General features: G+C 60.9%; 11 protein-coding genes and 1 pseudogene. 1 reads left to right on the top strand and 11 read right to left on the bottom strand.

The window, feature by feature from the left end:
• Window positions 1–21: 21 nt before the first annotated feature.
• A complete protein-coding gene (locus ACEN8E_RS13550; protein WP_495593052.1) occupies window positions 22–1,392 on the top strand; it encodes a DUF1329 domain-containing protein in 1,371 nt (456 codons plus the stop codon).
• An 804-nt stretch (window positions 1,393–2,196) separates the two neighbouring features.
• On the opposite strand, the gene ACEN8E_RS13545 is transcribed toward ACEN8E_RS13550, so the two are convergent.
• The 11 genes and pseudogenes from ACEN8E_RS13545 to ACEN8E_RS13495 form a co-directional block, all read right to left on the bottom strand.
• Complete coding sequence (locus ACEN8E_RS13545; RefSeq protein ID WP_495593051.1) at window positions 2,197–3,894, bottom strand: AMP-binding protein; 1,698 nt, start codon at window positions 3,892–3,894, stop codon at window positions 2,197–2,199.
• Window positions 3,895–3,980: 86 nt separating this feature from the next.
• Window positions 3,981–5,087, bottom strand: a complete 1,107-nt coding sequence (locus ACEN8E_RS13540; protein ID WP_495593050.1) for a thiolase C-terminal domain-containing protein — start codon at window positions 5,085–5,087, stop codon at window positions 3,981–3,983.
• Between the two features lie 64 nt (window positions 5,088–5,151).
• Complete coding sequence (locus ACEN8E_RS13535) at window positions 5,152–6,033, bottom strand: MaoC/PaaZ C-terminal domain-containing protein (RefSeq protein ID WP_495593317.1); 882 nt, start codon at window positions 6,031–6,033, stop codon at window positions 5,152–5,154.
• A gap of 33 nt (window positions 6,034–6,066) precedes the next feature.
• Window positions 6,067–6,969, bottom strand: a pseudogene (locus ACEN8E_RS13530) (SDR family oxidoreductase); the annotation flags it as partial.
• Window positions 6,970–6,991: 22 nt separating this feature from the next.
• Complete coding sequence (locus ACEN8E_RS13525) at window positions 6,992–8,131, bottom strand: acyl-CoA dehydrogenase family protein (RefSeq protein WP_495593316.1); 1,140 nt, start codon at window positions 8,129–8,131, stop codon at window positions 6,992–6,994.
• A 32-nt stretch (window positions 8,132–8,163) separates the two neighbouring features.
• Complete coding sequence (locus tag ACEN8E_RS13520; protein WP_495593049.1) at window positions 8,164–9,309, bottom strand: acyl-CoA dehydrogenase family protein; 1,146 nt, start codon at window positions 9,307–9,309, stop codon at window positions 8,164–8,166.
• Window positions 9,310–9,628: 319 nt separating this feature from the next.
• Window positions 9,629–12,310, bottom strand: a complete 2,682-nt coding sequence (locus ACEN8E_RS13515) for a winged helix-turn-helix domain-containing protein (protein WP_495593048.1) — start codon at window positions 12,308–12,310, stop codon at window positions 9,629–9,631.
• Window positions 12,311–12,642: 332 nt separating this feature from the next.
• Window positions 12,643–13,785: an acyl-CoA dehydrogenase family protein gene (locus tag ACEN8E_RS13510; RefSeq protein WP_495593047.1), complete on the bottom strand. Its 1,143-nt coding sequence runs from the start codon at window positions 13,783–13,785 to the stop codon at window positions 12,643–12,645.
• A 120-nt stretch (window positions 13,786–13,905) separates the two neighbouring features.
• Window positions 13,906–14,967: an NAD(P)-dependent alcohol dehydrogenase gene (locus ACEN8E_RS13505; protein WP_495593046.1), complete on the bottom strand. Its 1,062-nt coding sequence runs from the start codon at window positions 14,965–14,967 to the stop codon at window positions 13,906–13,908.
• Window positions 14,968–15,254: 287 nt separating this feature from the next.
• Window positions 15,255–16,712, bottom strand: a complete 1,458-nt coding sequence (locus ACEN8E_RS13500; protein WP_495593045.1) for an acyl-CoA reductase — start codon at window positions 16,710–16,712, stop codon at window positions 15,255–15,257.
• A gap of 3 nt (window positions 16,713–16,715) precedes the next feature.
• A complete protein-coding gene (locus ACEN8E_RS13495) occupies window positions 16,716–18,146 on the bottom strand; it encodes a hypothetical protein (protein WP_495593044.1) in 1,431 nt (476 codons plus the stop codon).
• Window positions 18,147–18,268 lie beyond the last annotated feature (122 nt).

Raw genomic sequence — 18,268 nt, 5'->3', positions numbered from 1 at the left:
AACAGAACAGAGGGTATATCCATGAAAGCAAGCAAGATCATCACCTGCGCAGGCCTGGCGCTCTCCCTGCTGGCCACCGGCGTCATGGCCGCCGTCAGCGAACAGGAGGCGGCACAACTCGGGACTACCCTGACGCCACTTGGCGCGCAGAAGGAAGGCAACGCCGACAAAAGCATTCCCGCTTGGGACGGCGGCCTCAAAGCCGGCGCGGCACCGGTGGACGGCAAGGGTTTCCTGGCTGACCCCTTCAAGAACGAGAAGCCCCTGTTCACCATAACGGCGGCCAATGTCCAGCAGTACAAGGACAAGCTGACGCCTGGCCAGCTCGGCATGTTCCAGCGTTATCCGGATACGTACAAAATCCCGGTCTATCCGAGTCACCGTACCGCTGCGGTGCCCGTGGGTATCTACGCTGCGGCGAAGAAAAGTGCGGTCAATGTGCAGACGGTCAACGAAGGTACTGGCCTGACCAACTTTGCCGATTCGCGTTATTACGCCTTCCCGATCCCCAAGAGTGGCGTCGAGGTCTATTGGAACCATGTGACCCGTTTCCGCGGTGAGAACGTCGAGCGCTGGTCGGTTCAGGCTGTGCCGCAGGTCAATGGCGACTACACCATCGTCGAGACCCACGACCAGAACAGCTTCCCGCAATACATGGATGGCGTAGACCTGCAGGCGGAGAAGAACATCCTCTACTACTACATTTTCTCCGTCGACGCGCCCGCGCGCCTGGCTGGCACAGTTTCCATGGCCCATGAAACCATCGACCAGGTGACAGAGCCACGCAAGGCCTGGGCCTACAACGCCGGTCAACGCCGTGTTCGTCGCGCGCCACAGCTTGCCTACGATGCTCCTGGCCTGGCCTCGGACGGCATGCGCACGTCCGACAACGCCGACATGATGAATGGCTCCCCGGATCGCTACGACTGGAAGCTGATCGGCAAGAAGGAGATGTACATTCCCTACAACAACTACAAGCTGCAGTCGCCAAGCCTGAAGTACGCGGACATCATCAAGCCCGGTCACATCAACCAGGACCTGACCCGCTACGAGCTGCATCGCGTATGGCAAGTGCAGGCGACGCTGAAGGCCGGTCAACGACACATCTATGCCAAGCGCGACATGTACTTTGATGAAGACACCTGGACGCTGGTCGAGGTGGACCATTACGACGGTCGCGGCCAGCTCTGGCGTGTGGCTGAAAACTACACCTACAACAATTACGAGAAAGGCCTGAATGCACCCGCCGCACAAGGGTTCTACGACCTCCTCGCCGGGCGCTACATCGTCGCGGCGATGAGCAACGAGGCTAAATCGGCACCGCAGTACGGTACCCGCACCAAACTGGCGGACTTCACCCCCGCCGCGTTGCGTAACGCCGGTATTCGCTGACCCGGGAAACAACGCTTGAAGAGACGCCCCGCTTGCGGGGCGTTTTGCGTTGGGCGTCCCTGCAGGAGCAAGCTTGCTCGCGGTGAGGCCGGTACACCCAACATCACTGGCGACTGACACTCCGCTATCGCTGCGATGCGGCGACCCGGCAAGCCAGCTCCCACGGGGGATCGGGTACACCCGAAAAATCAGGTCGGCTCGTAGGCCGCCTCGCTTTGGCTTTTGACCTGGCTTTTGATTTTCTTGCCCCCTCGAGAGGCCGAGTGGAGGTTCTGCGCAGTGGGCAACCCGGCATGGATGCCGGGTTAGCCGCGTACGGCCATGGATGGCCGATCGCGGCGGGCCCACGGAGCAGGACCGGAGCGAGGGCATGCCGAGCCACAGCGAGGCACCGAACGTCAGGGGCAAGAGCCCTTGGTTACTTGGGGCTCTTCCAAGTGACCCGCTGTAAGAGCGGAACCATAAGTGACCGTTACCGCAGGAATGGATATGTACACCGACAACAAACAATAGGTCCGCTGTCAGGCCGCCTTCGCGAGCAGGCTCGCTCCTACAATTTGATCGGTACGACCGCGAGTGATTGGTCGACTATGAGGCCGCCATCGCTGGCAAGCCAGCTCCCACAGGATTTGCGGAGTATGTTGAATTTGTGGTGTGACACCCATCTGTAGGAGCCGGCTTGCTGGCGATGCAATGGTGGTCATCATGCCGCTATCGCAGGCAAGCTCCCACAGCCGCCCCCAGACTCGCCAGCTAAAAAAAAGCCGACCCAAAAGGTCGGCTCGGTTACAGCGGTGTGAAGCACTACTCGAAAACAACCTTGTTGCGACTCGCGTCCCACGCTTCGATCTGGCTCTGATAGCGGTCTTCGATCAAGTTGCGGCGTATCTTGAGGGTCGGTGTCAGCAGCGCATTGGTGACAGTCCAGGGTTCAGCGACAACCACCAGGCACCCCAGTTGCTCATGAGACTCGAACTGGGCATTGACCTCTGCCAGGAACACCTCAAGCTCGGTGGCAACCTTGTCACGGCCCTCGGCCGTGGCCAGGGCGGCGCGGGTCTCGGCTGAGACGTTGAGCAAGGCCAGCGGCTGCGCCAGCCCGACGCCGGTCACGCAGGATGCCTCGACACGCGGATGATTGCCCAATTTGGCTTCGATCGGCACAGGCGCGACATACTTGCCCTTGGCGGTCTTGAACAACTCCTTGACCCGCCCGGTGATCCGCAGGCGCCCCTGCTCGTCCAGTTCGCCACGATCGCCGGTGCAGAACAGGCCGTCGGCGGTGTAGCTCTGTGCGGTCAGCTCAGGTCGCTTGTAATAGCCCAGCATCTGCGCCGGGCTTTTCACCAGAATTTCGTTGTCGTTACCGATACGGCATTCGACACCCGGGATCGCGGCGCCAACGTAGCCGACACGGACCTGGCCCGGCAGGCTGAAGTGCGAGGTGCCGAAATTCTCCGACATGCCATAGCCTTCAAGCAACTCGAGACCCAGCTCGCGGTACCACTCCATCACCTTGACCGGCAAGGGCGCGGAACCGGACAGGCCGGTATGCACCTGGTCAAGCCCAAGGGCCGATAGAATCTGCTCCTTCATCAGCTTGCCTGCTATCGGATCGGCAAAGGCGGCGGCCTGTTTGGCAGGATCGATCCGTTCGTTGATGCCCTGATAGAACTTGCCCCACAACCGCGGCATGGACAGGAAAATGGTTGGACGCGCACGGCGCAGGTCGTCACTGAAGGTTTCCAGGCCCAGGTTGAAGAACACCCGGCATCCGCTGTACAGCGACACCGCTTCCACCACCGCCCGTTCGGCGGTATGAGCCAGGGGAAGGTAGGAAAGCAGCCGATCACTGCGACTCGTGCCCTGGCCGTTGGCATACATGCAGCCGGTCGCCGCCGGTGCGGTGTACATGGCACCGAAGCTGTGCATCACACCCTTGGGATCGCCGGTGCTGCCCGAGGTATAGATGATGGTGGCAAGTTCGCCTGGTGCCGGTTCGACCACCGCCTGCAGCGGCGACTGACTCAAGACGATGCGCTCCCAGGACTTACCCTTGCCGCAGCCGGACATAGGCAAATCAATCAATGGCAAGTCGGGCGCAATCGAGGTACACACAGCATTCCAGCCAGCCGCGTCGCCTTCAAGGCGACCGACGAAAAGCAGCCGTATTTCTGCATGCTCCAGCACATAGCGCACGGTGTCGCTATTGGCCGTTGTGTACAGCGGGACGCTGACGTGTCCGGCCATCCAGATCGCCAGGTCAGCGATGATCCAGTGGGCCGTGTTCTTGCCGTAGATGCCAATGGAAGATTTCGCTGGCAAATCCAGGCTCTGCAGGTGAGCGGCCATACGCCGCGCCTGGTCGCCCACTTCACGCCAGCTGAAGTCTTGCACACTGCCATCGGGCAAGGGTTGAGTCAGGTAAATCGAGTCTGGCGTGCTGTGCTCCCAATGAAGGAAGCGATGTAACAGTGTCGGGTGGTTATTGTTGTTGTTCATGACAGATCCCGCATTTGAAGGGTGGTCTTCCACCTATTGAAATTATTCTGTTCCTCGCCCGTCGAAACGCCTGTTCGCGGCAATATTCAACCGCGTTGAAAAAGCGTCGTCGTCACCGTGCCGTCGTTACCTGTCTGGTGCTGAAGGGCCAGTTGCGCATCGGCGACCTGCCGCCGGCCGGCGCTCCCACGCAGCTGGTGCACCAGCTCTATACATTGTGCCAAAGCGCTTGCCGCCCCCGCATGACCCAATGTCAACAGGCCACCGGAAGGATTGATGACCAGATTGCCGCCGTAGGTATTGTCGCCATCTTCGACCATTTTCTCACCGTTGCCTTCCGGACAGAAACCCAGCGCCTCATAAAGCAGCAACTCGCTCACGGTGCTGACGTCGTGCAGCTCGCAGACGGTAATTTCCTGCGGCCCCCTGCCCGCTTGCTCATACAACTCTCGGGCGGCGGCGACATTGACGTCATAGTTTACGCCAGTGAAGCTCGCCCCCCGATCGAAGCCATTCACCTGGTGCGGGGACACGCATGCCTGGGCAGCAAGGCAAACGACCGCGCCGTTGCTGCGGCGTTTTGCAAATTCACTGGAACACAGCAATACCGCTGCGACCCCCGAACTGGCCCACGCAAACTGCGGATGGGTGAGCGGGTCGGCAATTATCTCGGCGGCCAACACCTGATCCATGGTGAGTGCGCCTTTGAATGCGACCAGCGGATTGTGCATGGCATGCTGGCGCGCCTTGACGGCGATCATGGCGAGGGTCTCTCGTCGAATCCGGTAACGCGCCATGTACTCCCGCGCCCCGGCACCGAGGCTTTCGAAGTCGAGGTTTGAAGCTGGCATGGCCGGTGCGCCCTGAATGCCCAGCACCAGAATGCTTTGCACCTGCCCGAGGGCAATGGCCTGACAAGCGCGTGCCAGCAAAGCACTGCCATCGGTGCCATCCTCCGGAAAATGACACAGCGGAACATGCGCTAGCCCCACTGGTTGCAGAGCACGCTGCAATGTTGCGCTATCCATTGTCCCCGTAACGGCATAGACCGCCGCTATATTGCTCGCGGACAAGCCGGCATCGATGAGCGCCTGCCGTATCGTAGTGCTGATCAGGACTGGCGGATCGGGACCCAGCGCTGCAGGACTGAAGGGCGACATACCTACGCCAATCACATTGACGCAACGTTGCATCGTGCTCTCCTGAAATAGAAAAACTGCCGCCTCCCGTTCATGGAAGCGGCAGGTGGCCAGGGAATCAGGCCGGCACGGACTCGAACAATTCGACCGCACCATTTTTCAATACAACGACGTCCCGCTCGACCGCACGCATCTCGACGATGATGCGTGTCGGCGATTCGCGCCACATACGGGTTTCCAGGGTGTCGCCGGGCATCACGATGGAGGCGAAACGCGCGCGAACGCTTTTGAACAGACGCGAATCGTTGCCGCAGAACGCCTTGATCACATGGCGGCCGAGGTAGCCGAAGGTGCACAGACCATGCAGGAACGGTTTCTCGTAGCCGGCCCGGGCGGCGTAGTCCGGATCGACGTGCATCGGGTTCCAGTCGCCGCACAGGCGATAGAGCAATGCCTGGTTGACTTCGGTTTTGTCGGCCAACACCGCATCGGGCTCACGCTCCGGTGCGACGTTGATCTCTTCGCTGGCCACACGCTGCAGGCCTGCACCCGGCACGCCAGGATAGAAGCCGGTCACTTCGTTGTAGAAAAGCGGCGTGCCGTGTTCGTCGGTGGTCTCGATAGCCAGGATGGTCACGGTGCTCTTGCCTTTGTCGATCGCCGACTTCAAGCGCATGGTGTGCTTGAGCTTGGCTTTAGGCGGCAATGGGCGATACATCACGGTGTATTGCTCGCCATGCAGGCCTTTGGCGAACGGCACGTTCAGGCCTTCAAGCTGTGGTTCGCCGGACTTGGCGGCGCGCAGGAATACTTCGGTCGCCGGCAACACGGCCATGGTCGGCAATACGCGGAACTCGTCGCCGAGGAACTCGTTGACGTACTTCAATTCATCGCGGTCCAACGGGTCCTTGGCGGCGCCAACGGCCAGTGCATAGAGCGCGGCATCGTTCTGGTCGTATTCGGTTTCCAGAAGGGAGACCGCGTTGCCCGCCACTTCCATATCGATGTAGGCATTGCCGCCCTTGGTAGGCGACTCCATGCGGACAAACAGCTCTTTGAGGCCGTCGGCGCCATCGGTGTGATGAACGCTGTGCTCATCGAATTGAGTGATGCGCGACCAGTTATCGCGAACCAGTTCCGGGCTCAGGGTGTTGGTGTGCAGGAACCGGCCCTGGGAACGCTCCCAACGGTATTTCGCATGGAAACCACCACCGACCTCGAACAGGCCGCCGGTGTCCGCGCATTCCTCGCTGCACAGCCAACCCACCAGTGGCGCACAGTCTTCGACTTTGATTTTGTCGTGCAGCTCCTGAGGGAACAGGCCGCTGGCGATGACCATGCGGGAAGCGGCGATCGGGGCAATGGTGTTGACCCGGATGTTCTTGTTCGCGCCTTCAATGGCCAGCGAGTTGGCGAAACCGATCAGGCCGGACTTGGCAGTGGAATAGTTGCACTGCCCGAAGTTGCCGAAAATGCCAGCGCCGGAGGCGGTCATGATGATGCGACCGTAGCCCTTGTCGCGCATGATCGGCCACGCGGCGTGGGTCAGGCGGAAGGCGCCCTTGACGTGTACTTCCTGGATCAGGTCCCACTGCTCTTCGGTCATCTTGTGGAACGAACTGTCGCGCAAGACGCCGGCATTGTTGATGAGGATGTCGACAGTGCCGAACACCTCAAGCGCGGTGGCGACGATTTTCTCGCCCTCGGTCACCGAGTTGTAGTCGGCGACAGCCTCGCCACCCATGGCGCGAATTTCCGCGACCACGGCATCGGCTGCGGAGCTTGAAGTGCCCAGGCCTTCGGTGCTGACGCCCAGGTCATTGACCACGACCCTGGCGCCTCGGGAACCCAGCAGCAAGGCGTGGGCGCGTCCCAGGCCGTTGCCGGCGCCGGTGACAATGGCTACTTTGCCGTCGAAGCGAATTTCTTGAGACACGTTTGCTCTCCTATGATCGCGCTCACAACGTGCGAGCGATGATTTCCTTCATGATTTCGTTGGTACCGCCCCAGATCCGGTTGCCACGGGTGTCCAGGTACAGCCGGGCTATCGGGTACTCGGTCATGTAGCCGTTGCCGCCATGCAGTTGCAGGCACGCATCGACCACGCGGCTGCTGAGCTCCGCGGTCCAGTACTTGGCCACCGCGGCCGCTTCGGCTGTCAGCTCACCGCGCAGCAGCAACGCCATGCAGCTGTCGACCCATGAGCGGCCGATCTGCACTTCGGTCTTGAGTTGCGCCAGGGTGAAACGCGAGTTCTGGAAATCCAGCACCGGTTTGCCGAAGACGATGCGCGTGCGGGTGTATTCAATGGTTTGATCCAGCGCGGCTTCGGCCTGCGCCTGAAAGCCCACGGCGCCGATGATTCGTTCCCACGCCAAGTCGTGCATGAGCTGGAAGAAGCCCTGCCCCTGCACGCCACCGAGGACGTTTTCGACGGGCACACGGCAGTCGTCGAAGAACAGCATGCTGGTGTCCTGGGCGTGCAGGCCGATCTTTTCCAACGGTTGCGAACGGGCGAATCCGTCGCGCTCTTTTTCGACGATGATCAGCGAGATGTCCTTGGCGCTACCGCTGTTGCCGGTCTTGCACACCACCACCGCCAGATCGCAGGAGGCACCATTGGAAATGAACGTTTTGGAACCGTTGAGGACGAACTCGTCACCGTCCTGCACGGCGCGGGTGCGCACCGCCTGCAGGTCTGAACCGGTGTTGGGTTCGGTCATGGCGATGGCGCCCACGGCTTCCCCGGCGATCATTTTCGGCAGCCATTTGTTCTTCTGCGCTTGTGTGCCGTAGTTCAGGATGTAGAACGCCACCAGGCCGTGCACACCGAAGCCGATCAGGCCGGTGGCGCCGATGCGCATGAATTCCTCGGAAAAGACCATGTCGAACAGGCGATCGGCACCCGGCCCGCCATATTCCTCTGGCATCGAAGGCAGCAGCATTCCCATTTCGCCGGCCTTGCGCCAGACGTCACGGGGTACGCATTTGTCTTTTTCCCACTGGGCGTGGAAAGGCGCGACCTCCTGCTCCATAAAGCGGCGGCAGGCGCGTCGAAATTCGTCGTGCTCGGTGCTGAACAATGTACGGGGGATCAGGTATTCCATTGGGTAGTCCTCTGTAACCTTGATCAGAGCGTGCGTCCGACCAGATCTTTCATGATGTCGTTGGCGCCGCCGGCGATACGCAGGACGCGGTGATCGAGGTAGTGACGGGCCACCGGATACTCGAGCATGTAGCCGTTGCCACCGTGCAGCTGGACGCATTCGTCCACGACCTTGGTGTACAGGTCCGAGCACCACAATTTGGCGGAGGCGGCGGCTTCGGGGCTGAGGGTCCGGGACAGGCATTGCTCCATGCAGCGGTCGACGTAGTTTTGCGACACCGCCAATTGCATCTTCAGGTCAGCCAATTTGAAGCGGGTGTTCTGGAAGGCGAAGATCGGTTTGCCAAACACCGTGCGCCCCTTGGTGTAGTCAAGCGTGCTTTCGAGCACCGCCTCGGCGCCGGCGACGCTGCTGATGGCGATGGACAGACGCTCCCAGGCCAACTCTTTCATCAGCTGGATGAAGCCCTGCCCCGCCACGCCACCGAGCAGGTTTTCCTTCGGCACCCGGACGTTTTCGAAAAACAGCATGGTGGTGTCCTGAGCATGCAAGCCCACCTTGCGCAAGGGCCTGGACCTGCTGAAGCCCGCACGGTCGGCTTCGACCAGGATCAGCGAGATGTCCTGGGCACCCTTGCCCGTGTTGCCGGTTTTGGCGACCACTACCACCACATCGCAGTTGCTGCCGTTGGAGATGAACGTCTTGGAGCCATTGATGACGTACTCATCACCGTCGAGCACGGCGCGGGTCTTGACCGCTTGCAAGTCGGAGCCGGTATCAGGCTCGGTCATCGCTACCGCGCCAATGGCCTTGCCTGCCGCCATCTTCGGTAGCCAGGCCTGCTTTTGCACTTCACTGCCGAAATTCACCAGGTAGCCGGCGACAATGTCATGTACCCCGAAACCGATCAGGCCCGATGCCTGGCCCGCACGGTAGATTTCCTCAGTGGCAATCATCGAAAAACGACGATCCAGTCCGAGCCCGCCATAGGCCTCCGGGGTCGTGGCGTTGAGCATGCCCAGCGCGCCGGCCCTCTCCCAGATAGACCGCGGGACCCGATGGTCTGTTTCCCACTGTTCAAGGCAAGGAGCACATTCCTGAGCCAGGAAGCGCCGCACGCTGCTGCGGAACTCCTCGTGCTCATGGTCAAACAGGCTGCGCGCAATCATGGGGTGGTTCTCTCCTTGGGTCGTCGTTCTGCCACCTTTACAGGGGCTCTGAATCGATCATAGGAGGAGGTATCGCAGAACCGCCCCCTCGGGGAGGGGGGGATTTGGCAAGATCAGCTTGCCTGGAGAAAAACGATCACGCCTCTGACGGATCAACCTGATCGGGTAAATGCTGGCCAGCATCGCTTGACGCCCCCCCTATCAGGGTTGGCCGTCAATTCGAAACCAGCCTTAGACTCTCTCGGCGAAATACCAGCCAACAAAGAAAACGAAGCGTCCACGCAACGCTCCCCTCCTTCGCTGTGCTGGTGTTTCGCGCTTATTCGATCAACGCATTCTTGCGGGCCCAGGAGACGGCATCATAACGACTGGAAACCCCCAGCTTGGCGTAGATGTTCTTCAGGTTCCACTTTACCGTTTCCAGTGAAATGTTCAGCGTCAGGGCCACGCGTTTGTTTGCCATTGCCTGACTGATCAATTGCAGGATGGCCAACTCCCGTGGCGTGAGCATCGAAGACGCACCATGGGTCGACGACTCGCTGGAGCGACCGACGCTGCCAGGACCGAAGCGCTCCAGCAACCTTCCCAGGTACGCCTCGTCTTCACTGGCCAGCGGCTTGCTCGCAAGCGCAACAAGCATCTTGCGCAGCACTTCGCCTTCGTCGAGGAAGGTGCGCACAAGTCCCAGGCGGCGGCCCAGTGACAAGGCTTCCAGCAAGTGCGCTTGAGCTTGTTCCGGCTGCAACAGGTCGGCCCTCGCGCAAGCTTCGAGCAACTGGCCGGTGACCAGCAATTGTCCGCGACTGAATGTCCTTGCGTAAGCGCCCAGGATTGCCAGCTCTGCGAGGGCTTTGTCCGGGTAGTTGGTGGCCAGAAGCAAACGCGCTCGCGCCAATGCCGCAATCGCCGGAATATCTGCCTGGAAGCCCAGGGACTCGCGGTGTTTTTCTGCAAGTGTTTGCAGCTTGGCGACCCTGTCGCTGGCCAGTGCCTTGTCGTTCTCCAGCATGGCTATGCGGGCCTGTTCGGCCAGGCAGTGCGCCAGGGCACGATCCTGGCTGATGGTGCGAAAGTGCCGTTCCTGCCGCTCCAGGAAGGCCATGGCCACCGCCGCGCTGTCCTGAAGCAGGTCCAGGCGCGCTCTACAAATCGTGGCGCGCAGCATGGTGTCAGGCATGGCCCATTGCAGCAGCCCATTGCGATTGGCGAGAATTTCCCGCGCTTCGTCGGTACGGTCCACCTCGCGGTAGACCTCGGCCAGCGTGGCTGCCCCCAGATAGGCACTGGCGGCACGGTGGCCATGCACTGACACGGCGCGAGCCAGCTGTGCCGCACCGATCCGTTCGGCCTCACGCATCTGGCCGGCCTGCAGGTAACAAAGGGTCCGCGCCCCTTCGGCCACCAATGCCATCTCGCCATTGCGCTCGGCCTCAGGGATGGGATTGTCATCCAGACACTGCAGCGCTTCCTCGATCCGTCCCGCCGCCAGATAGGCAATGGTCAGCAGCGCCGGCGCGCCGAAACGGGTCACGGAGTAGTCATCCGGCAACGCCTGGAAATCCTTGAGCAAGCCAATGATTGGCTCGGTACGATCACGCTGGACTTCGATTGCCGCCTGCACCAGCGGCAATCGATTGGCGACGTCGGCGTGTTGGGCCGCTCCGCTGCGATGAAACTGCTCCAGCCAGGCTTCTGCCTTGGCCGGACGGGCCGTGAGCGCGTAGGCCAGGCAACCGAGAAAGAACAATCGGGGACGCGAGAACAGGATTTCCTGCGGCAAACGGTCAAGCAGGCGTAGCAGCGGACTCAGTTGACTCAGGCTCCAGGTCGCAGGGGCTGCCCGTTCGATCAACTCGGCGGCATAGCTGAGGTCGCCCGCCAGGGTGGCGTGGCGGACTGCTTCCGCCAGCAGTTTGCGCTCGGCGAACCAGCGTGCCGCCCGATTATGCAGTTCGGTTAGCGCGGCGCTGTCACGACGAGCGAGTCGCGTGGCCAGGAAATCGCTGAACAATGCGTGGAAGCGATACCACGGCTGGCGGTCATCGGCTTCGACGCGAAAGATCAGCAGGTTTTCTTCATCCAGCCGCTTGAGCATCGCCTGTGCCGAACTATCGCCCGTAATCGCTTGCGCCAGAGAGGCGTTGAAACGGCGGCAGATGCTCATGCTTTCCATGAACGATGCCAACTCGGGCGGCAGGTGGGCCATTACGTCTTCGGCCAGGTAGCTCTGCAGATCGTCGGAACGCCATCCCATTTCGCGCAAGGCGCCGCGGGAGTCAGGATCACTGCGCAACAGGATGATCACCAGCTGCAAAGTGGCTGGCCAACCGCTGGTGAGCTCATGGATCTGATGAAATTCTTCCGGGCTGAGCTTCAATGCTGCCAGGCTTTGCTCGAGAAAGGCGCGAGACTCGGCCAGATCGAATGGCAAGGTGGCGCAATCGAGTTCCAGTAACTGCCCGCTCAGGCGCAGCCGACTGAAGCTCAGCGGCGGTCCGACACGGGACGAGATGACGAAGTGCAGGTTCTCGGGACTGTGATCCAGCAGCTTTTGCATGAGTTGGTGGGAGCGCGGGTCGGTGACGTGTTGATAGTCATCGATAACCAGAAACAGCTCTTTGTTGATACTGGCGGCACCTTCGACAATGGTCGCCACCACCTCGTCGATAAACTCCGGTCGCGCACCTTCCAACGGGACCCCGCTGTCCAGGACGATGCCAAGGCGTTGCAACGCGCCGCGTAAATAGGCGAAGAAAATCGGAACGTGCTTGTCATCGGCACTCAACGCCAGCCAGGCCACCTCCGCCCCGGAGCGCATCATCACCTGCCGCCACTGGGCCAGAAGCGTAGTCTTGCCGAAACCCGGACTACCGGTAATCAGGCCCACGCGGCATTGCGTCATGCCACGCAGATCCTCGAGCAGGCGTTCGCGCAGGATGGTCTGGGTGCCAATGCGCGGTGGAGCGAATTTCGTCGATACGAGCAACTTGTCGGTATGCATGTCCTGCCTGGTCTCCGATCGTGCCCAATCCAATGAAACAGCCAGTCGGGCGCTGCATGATACGGATCGGCGAGGTGTGGCCACGTTCTGGCGATTGTCGGATTATTTACCCGAACACAGCTGAATGTCAGCACGTGTCGTTGTTGCAAGCAGGTGTCTGGCAACCTCGGGATCCGCCTTGGCACAGATGGTGGCGGGGAAAACACAGGCCCTCCCCCCCACAATCGAGGGGGGGGGCTGCAGGAGCGAGCTTGCTCGCGATGGACGTCAACGATAACGCGTGCCGTCTGATGATCGTGTTGCCTGGATGACTTTCGCGAGCAGGCTCGCTCCTACAGGGTTCGCGCCACGAGTTCACGCATGATGTCGTTGGCACCACCGTAGATGCGGTTGACGCGGCTGTCCAGGTAATGCCGGGCAACCGGGTATTCCAGCATGTAGCCGTTACCGCCATGCAATTGCACGCATTGATCGACCACCTTTGAATACAGTTCGGTGCACCAGAGTTTGGCCGCTGCCGCTGCCTCCGGGCTCAGTTCGTGTTGCAGGATGAGTTCCATGCAGCGATCGGTGTAGGTCTGCCCCAGGACGATTTCAGTCTTGAGATCCGCCAGTTTGAAGCGTGAATTCTGGAATTCGATGATCGGCGTGCCGAACGCCTTGCGATCGCGGGTGTAGGCAATGGTCTGCTCCAGTACCGCCTGGCTTGCCGCAATGGAAAGAATTCCGATACTCAGGCGCTCCCAGGCCAACTCCTTCATCAACTGGTAGAAACCCTGGCCAGGTTCTCCACCCAGAATATTCGCCTTTGGCACCCGCACGTCCTGGAAGAACAGCATGGTGGTGTCCTGGGCATGCAGGCCGACCTTGCGCAGCGGCTTGGACTTGGTGACTCCGGCCCGTTCAGCCTCCACCAGGATCAGCGAAATGTCCCGCGAGCCTTTACCGGTGTTACCGGTCTTGGCGATCACCACGATGATGTCGCTGTTGGTGCCATTGGAAATGAAGGTCTTGGCACCATTGATCACGTAGTCATCGCCGTCGAGCACGGCGCGGGTCTTGACCGCTTGCAGGTCGGAGCCGGTATCCGGCTCAGTCATGGCCACGGCGGAGATGACCTCGCCACTGGCCATCTTCGGCAGCCATTGCTGTTTCTGTTGTTCGGTGCCGAAGTTGATCAGGTAGCCGGCACAGATGTCATGCACGTTGAAGCCGTTCAGGCCCGACAGCCCGGCACGAGCCACCTCCTCGACAGCAATCATCGAAAAGCGCCGGTCCAGGCCCAGCCCGCCATAAGCCTCCGGGGTCGTGGCGTTGAGCATGCCCAGTTCACCGGCACGCTGCCAGATCTGCCGGGGAACCCGATGATCCTCCTCCCACTGTTCGTGGAACGGCGTACATTCCTCCGCGAGAAAACGCCTGACGGTATTACGGAACGCTTCATGCTCATGATCGAAAAGAGTGCGCGGAATCATTGAATGACCTCGGGTTGGGATGGGTTCGGACGGCGGGCGCCTTTACGCCACCTTAAGACGCTCCAGGCTCGTCCTGCCCCCTCGAAGCGGGTAGGCCGAGCCGGGCGCGCGGGGCTGGGGTCAGGAAAGTTCGACGTCCTTGAGCGACGCCATGTCGATCACGAAACGGTACTTCACATCATTGTTGTGCATGCGTGTGAACGCTTCGTTGATGTCCTTGATGTCGATCATTTCGCAACTTGGCAGCACCTGATGCTTAGCGCAGAAGTCCAGCAGTTCCTGGGTCTGTTCCAGGCCGCCGATCAACGAGCCGGCAATCGAGCGGTTGTTGATCGCCAGCAATGCGCCGTGAATCGGCTCCAGCGGTTCCAGAGCGCCGACCAGCACCAGAGTGCCGTTGCGGGCCAGCAGCATCAGGTAAGGGTTGACGTTGTGGGTGCGCGGGATGGTATCGAGCACCAGGTCGAAACTGCTGGCAGCACCCTTCATTGCCTGCGGGTCGGTGGACAGCAGTACATGATGCGCGCCAAGCGCCAGGGCATCGTCGGCCTTGCCTGGCGACGTAGTGATCACGGTGACCTGGGCACCGAGCGCGACGCCCAGCTTGACCGCCATGTGCCCAAGCCCGCCGAGGCCGACGACCGCCAGGCGCGTACCGGCCTGGACGTCCCGCGCGCGCATCGGCGCCCAGACGGTAATGCCCGCGCACAGCAAGGGGCCGGTGAAACGCGGGTCCAGTGCGGGTGGCACACGCAGCACGAAACGCTCACGCACCACGATGTGTTGGGCGTAGCCGCCGCGGGTCACCTCACCGCTGATGCGGTCCAGACCGTTATAGGTCGCTGTCATGCCCTGGGTGCAGTGCGGTTCCTGATGATCCTCGCAGGCCTCGCATTGCTGGCAGCTGTCGACCAGGCAACCGACAGCGACCCGGTCGCCGGTACGGTAACGACTGACCGCCGAGCCCACGGCAGTCACCCGACCGACAATTTCATGGCCCGGTACACAGGGAAAGCGCGTGCTTTTCCAGTCGTTGTGCACGTAATGCATGTCGGAATGGCAGACACCGCAGTAGTCGATGTCGATGGCAACATCGTCGACGCGTAGCGCACGGCGTTCGAATTGCAGGGGTTCGAGGGGCGCGTTGGTTTCGTGCACGCCGTAGCCGATACAGGTGGTCATGTTCATTTCTCCAGATATTGAATCAACAACAACCCCTTGTAGGAGCGAGCCTGCTCGCGATGGACGTCAACGTTGACGCGGGCTGTCTGAATGCCCGCGTTGTCTGGACGTTTTTCGCGAGCAGGCTCGCTCCCACAGGGGTTATGCGGTGTTCTCCCTGTAGTAGCGAGCCTGCTCGCGATGGACGTCAACGATGACGCGGGCTGTCTGAATGCCCGCGTTGTCTGGACGTTTTTCGCGAGCAGGCTCGCTCCTACAGGGGTTATGCGGTGTTCATGGGATTTGAGTCAGATCGACGGGCGAAGCCAGGGCGCCGCACTGGTCTCGGGCGAGGCGATCTGGTTGGAGACCCACTTGCCCATGCGCCGCATCGGCTCGATGGAGTCCTGCGGCGCCGCGAACTTCATGGCCGCGGCATAACCCAGCGAGACGATGCGTTGGGCGCCATACAGCGGCAGCACATCCTTGAGCTGGTCCTTGATGTTCTCGGGATAGACACCGACGGTCTGGGTGTAGGCATCGACCGCCGCCATCATTTCGCTCAGGTCATCAACCGGCACCAGGTTGGCGGTACGGTCGTCGAGGCTGGCGGCAAAGGACACAGGCTCTGGCAGTTGCGAACAAATGATTGCGCCCTCGCCCTCCTTGCCGCCGATGACCCGGTACCACTCGTCATCCAGGCGCAGCGCATCGACGTGGGCCTTGAGGCCCTGGTCATAACGTTTGGGCGAAGTACTGAGGGTGTTGGGTAAACCGATCATGGCTTGATAGACGTACTGGCCGAAGGTGTTGAGCCGTTCCAGCCCCTCTTCGTCCGTGCCACTCTGCACATACACCACCCGCGCGCAGACACAGCCCTTCTGGTTGATTGCGCCGATATCGGCCGCCAGGCGCACAGCCGCTTCGCGCATGTTCGCTTCACTATCGAAGGTTTCTTTGCCGATGATGCTGGCACTGCGCTTGGGATCCAGAGAAATCAGCTCCAGGCCGGGCTGGATGTATCGGGTCACATGCTTCATCGCGGCAAACCCGCCCCAGGCGACGATTTTTTCCAGGTTCTGCGGTTGATACAGGCGTTGCTCGAACGCCTGATCGCCGCCTTTCCAATAGGCCACGCTCAGGTGTTTGGTCAGCGGATGGTCCGGCGCCATGTCGACCATGGTGCGCGCGATGGCCAGCGCGGTGAACGGGTCATTGGACGGTGCCTTGATGATCGCATCGCTGCGCAGGACCATGTTGCGGATGATGGTCCACAACGACAGCGACACCGCGTTACCGGCGACGATGTGCAAGGTCCGCGCGCCGAAACAACGCACTTCCAGCTCGGTGCCATCGAGCAATTTTTGCGACACCCAACCTTCCAGGTATTTGATCCCTACCGTGGTTTGCGCCATCTCGCGGATGAACTCACGCGAGAGCATGTTCTGCAGCCCCATGTAGGAGCCCTTGACGATGCTCGGCGTGGTGGGCGCGGTCAGGTACGACAGCTCGCAGGCTTCCTGCAAGTACTGGTTTTTGTGCAAGGCCAGGCGCTCGCCGAGCTCGACCGCATAATCGAGAATGTCGTCGAAACTCAGGGTGTACAGGTCGGCGAGTCTGGCCGGATTGCCCAGCGGCAACCGGTCGATGTACTGGTTGGCGTCAGGCGTAAGGAAGCTCAGGTCGTTGCCGCGACCACCGACTTCAATCAGGTTATCGGTGATCACTTGGCCACGAATGATCATGGGTGCAATGGGGTGGGTCATGGCTCAGCCCTCCAGGGTGTTGAGAAAGTCCATCGCTTCGCGATGGGATTGTTCGGAGGCCGCGCAGGTGATCTTGTCGTCCCCGCCATTTTTTTCGCTGTAGCGCTGGATTGGACCGACTGCATAGCGACTGTGGCGCCCGCATGTGCAAGGCTCATCCCACTCGATGGTGACTTCGTCTCCGGTGATGAAACCGCCCCAGTGAATGTCGGCCCCGAGATCGAAGAATGCCGCGCGCCCGGTCTGGCGCCCCCGGCGTGGCAGCGGCTTGCTGGTTTCGGGATCGAGCAGGAACGCGATCGCCGTAGGGGATAAGTGGTAGTTACCCTGCTCGCAACGCATGTGTGAGCCGCTGACCACTTCCGACATGGCATAGGACTCGTGCAGAACCTTCACGCCCATGAAGCGCATGACCTCTTCACGCCAGTTTTCGGGCGGCACCACACCTTTGGCGCCGCCAGTGGTGGCGATGTAGGAGTCGGGATGGAACACGCCTTCGAGGCCACGCTCCAGGCCGGCCGTGGCCATGTTGTGCAACAGATTCCAGGTTCCACCGATGTACACGCGCTTGCCCTTCAGGCGAATGGCGATGTCGTCGAAGAAAGCCGCCAGGTGTTGCGGCATCTCGGCCTGTTGCTGGTCGAAGGCTTTTTTCTTGGCCAGCAGCTCGGGTGCGATCACCAGGCGATCCAGCGTGCCACTGGCGTGGGCCGCACGAAGCCGGGCGCCCAGGCGCAGCACGTCGCTGGACAGGGTCGACGGATAGGCAGGGTGGAAATGCGACAGGTCGGGCAGCAGCACTTTGGCCAGCGCGCCCATGCCGCGCAAATGGCTGAGATAGCCATGACGGTAGTAGGGGTAAGCCGTGTGCAAGTCCGGATCCGGAGTGTCTGCGCCAGCCATGTTCCAGGCGTAGAGCTTGCGAATTTCGCTGGCCTTTTCGAACTCGCGGGTGCTGCACGGCAGGAACGACAAGGTGCCGGAGGTGCCCGACGTATGGCTCAGGCATAGTTCGGGGATGTCACGGTCCATGGTTTCGAACCAGTCGTCCAGGCCCTTGCAGGCGCTGACATCGACGGCGACGATCTTCTCGGCCAGTTCCGGAATCACCAGTTTGCCGAGCCATTTGTTGATGGCGGCGAAGTTGTTCTTTTCCAGCAGTGATGGCGGGTACGACTTGAACATCGTGTGTTCGAACAGCAGCGGCACCACGTCGTCCAGTTGCTCGATATGTTCGATGCCCTCGCCGTCTGCCAGTTTCTTCAGCATCGCGATACGCTCGCGCATTTCGCCGAAACGCCGTTTCAGTCCGGCCAATTGCAACCTGTCGATCTGTTCGGCGGACATTTGCTTCCAGTTCTGCAAGCTATGCTCGACCAGGGCCGCCGGGTCGGTCAGCAGCAGTTCGACCTGTTCTTCTGTTGTTGTTTTCAAGGGTCAGTCTCCTGGGATTCACCTGGCCGTCGATGTGCAACGGCCTTCATGGCTGAGCCAGTTTAGGGGCACAAAGGGCAAAACCATTTCCGGATTCCGCGGCCTTCAGCAGTTCCCCAAGC

The organism is Pseudomonas sp. Pseusp9 (assembly GCF_059491265.1).
Note: the sequence above shows the minus strand (reverse complement) of the source record. Positions and strands in the feature narration are given on the sequence as shown.

Bases quoted from the DNA above. Each gene is read 5' to 3' on its own strand.
- ACEN8E_RS13550 (WP_495593052.1), top strand. From the start codon at position 22: ATGAAAGCAAGCAAGATCATCACCTGCGCAGGCCTGGCGCTCTCCCTG.
- ACEN8E_RS13545 (WP_495593051.1), bottom strand. From the start codon at position 3,894: ATGAACAACAACAATAACCACCCGACACTGTTACATCGCTTCCTTCAT.
- ACEN8E_RS13540 (WP_495593050.1), bottom strand. From the start codon at position 5,087: ATGCAACGTTGCGTCAATGTGATTGGCGTAGGTATGTCGCCCTTCAGT.
- ACEN8E_RS13535 (WP_495593317.1), bottom strand. From the start codon at position 6,033: ATGGAAGTGGCGGGCAACGCGGTCTCCCTTCTGGAAACCGAATACGAC.
- ACEN8E_RS13520 (WP_495593049.1), bottom strand. From the start codon at position 9,309: ATGATTGCGCGCAGCCTGTTTGACCATGAGCACGAGGAGTTCCGCAGC.
- ACEN8E_RS13515 (WP_495593048.1), bottom strand. From the start codon at position 12,310: ATGCATACCGACAAGTTGCTCGTATCGACGAAATTCGCTCCACCGCGC.
- ACEN8E_RS13510 (WP_495593047.1), bottom strand. From the start codon at position 13,785: ATGATTCCGCGCACTCTTTTCGATCATGAGCATGAAGCGTTCCGTAAT.
- ACEN8E_RS13505 (WP_495593046.1), bottom strand. From the start codon at position 14,967: ATGACCACCTGTATCGGCTACGGCGTGCACGAAACCAACGCGCCCCTC.
- ACEN8E_RS13500 (WP_495593045.1), bottom strand. From the start codon at position 16,712: ATGACCCACCCCATTGCACCCATGATCATTCGTGGCCAAGTGATCACC.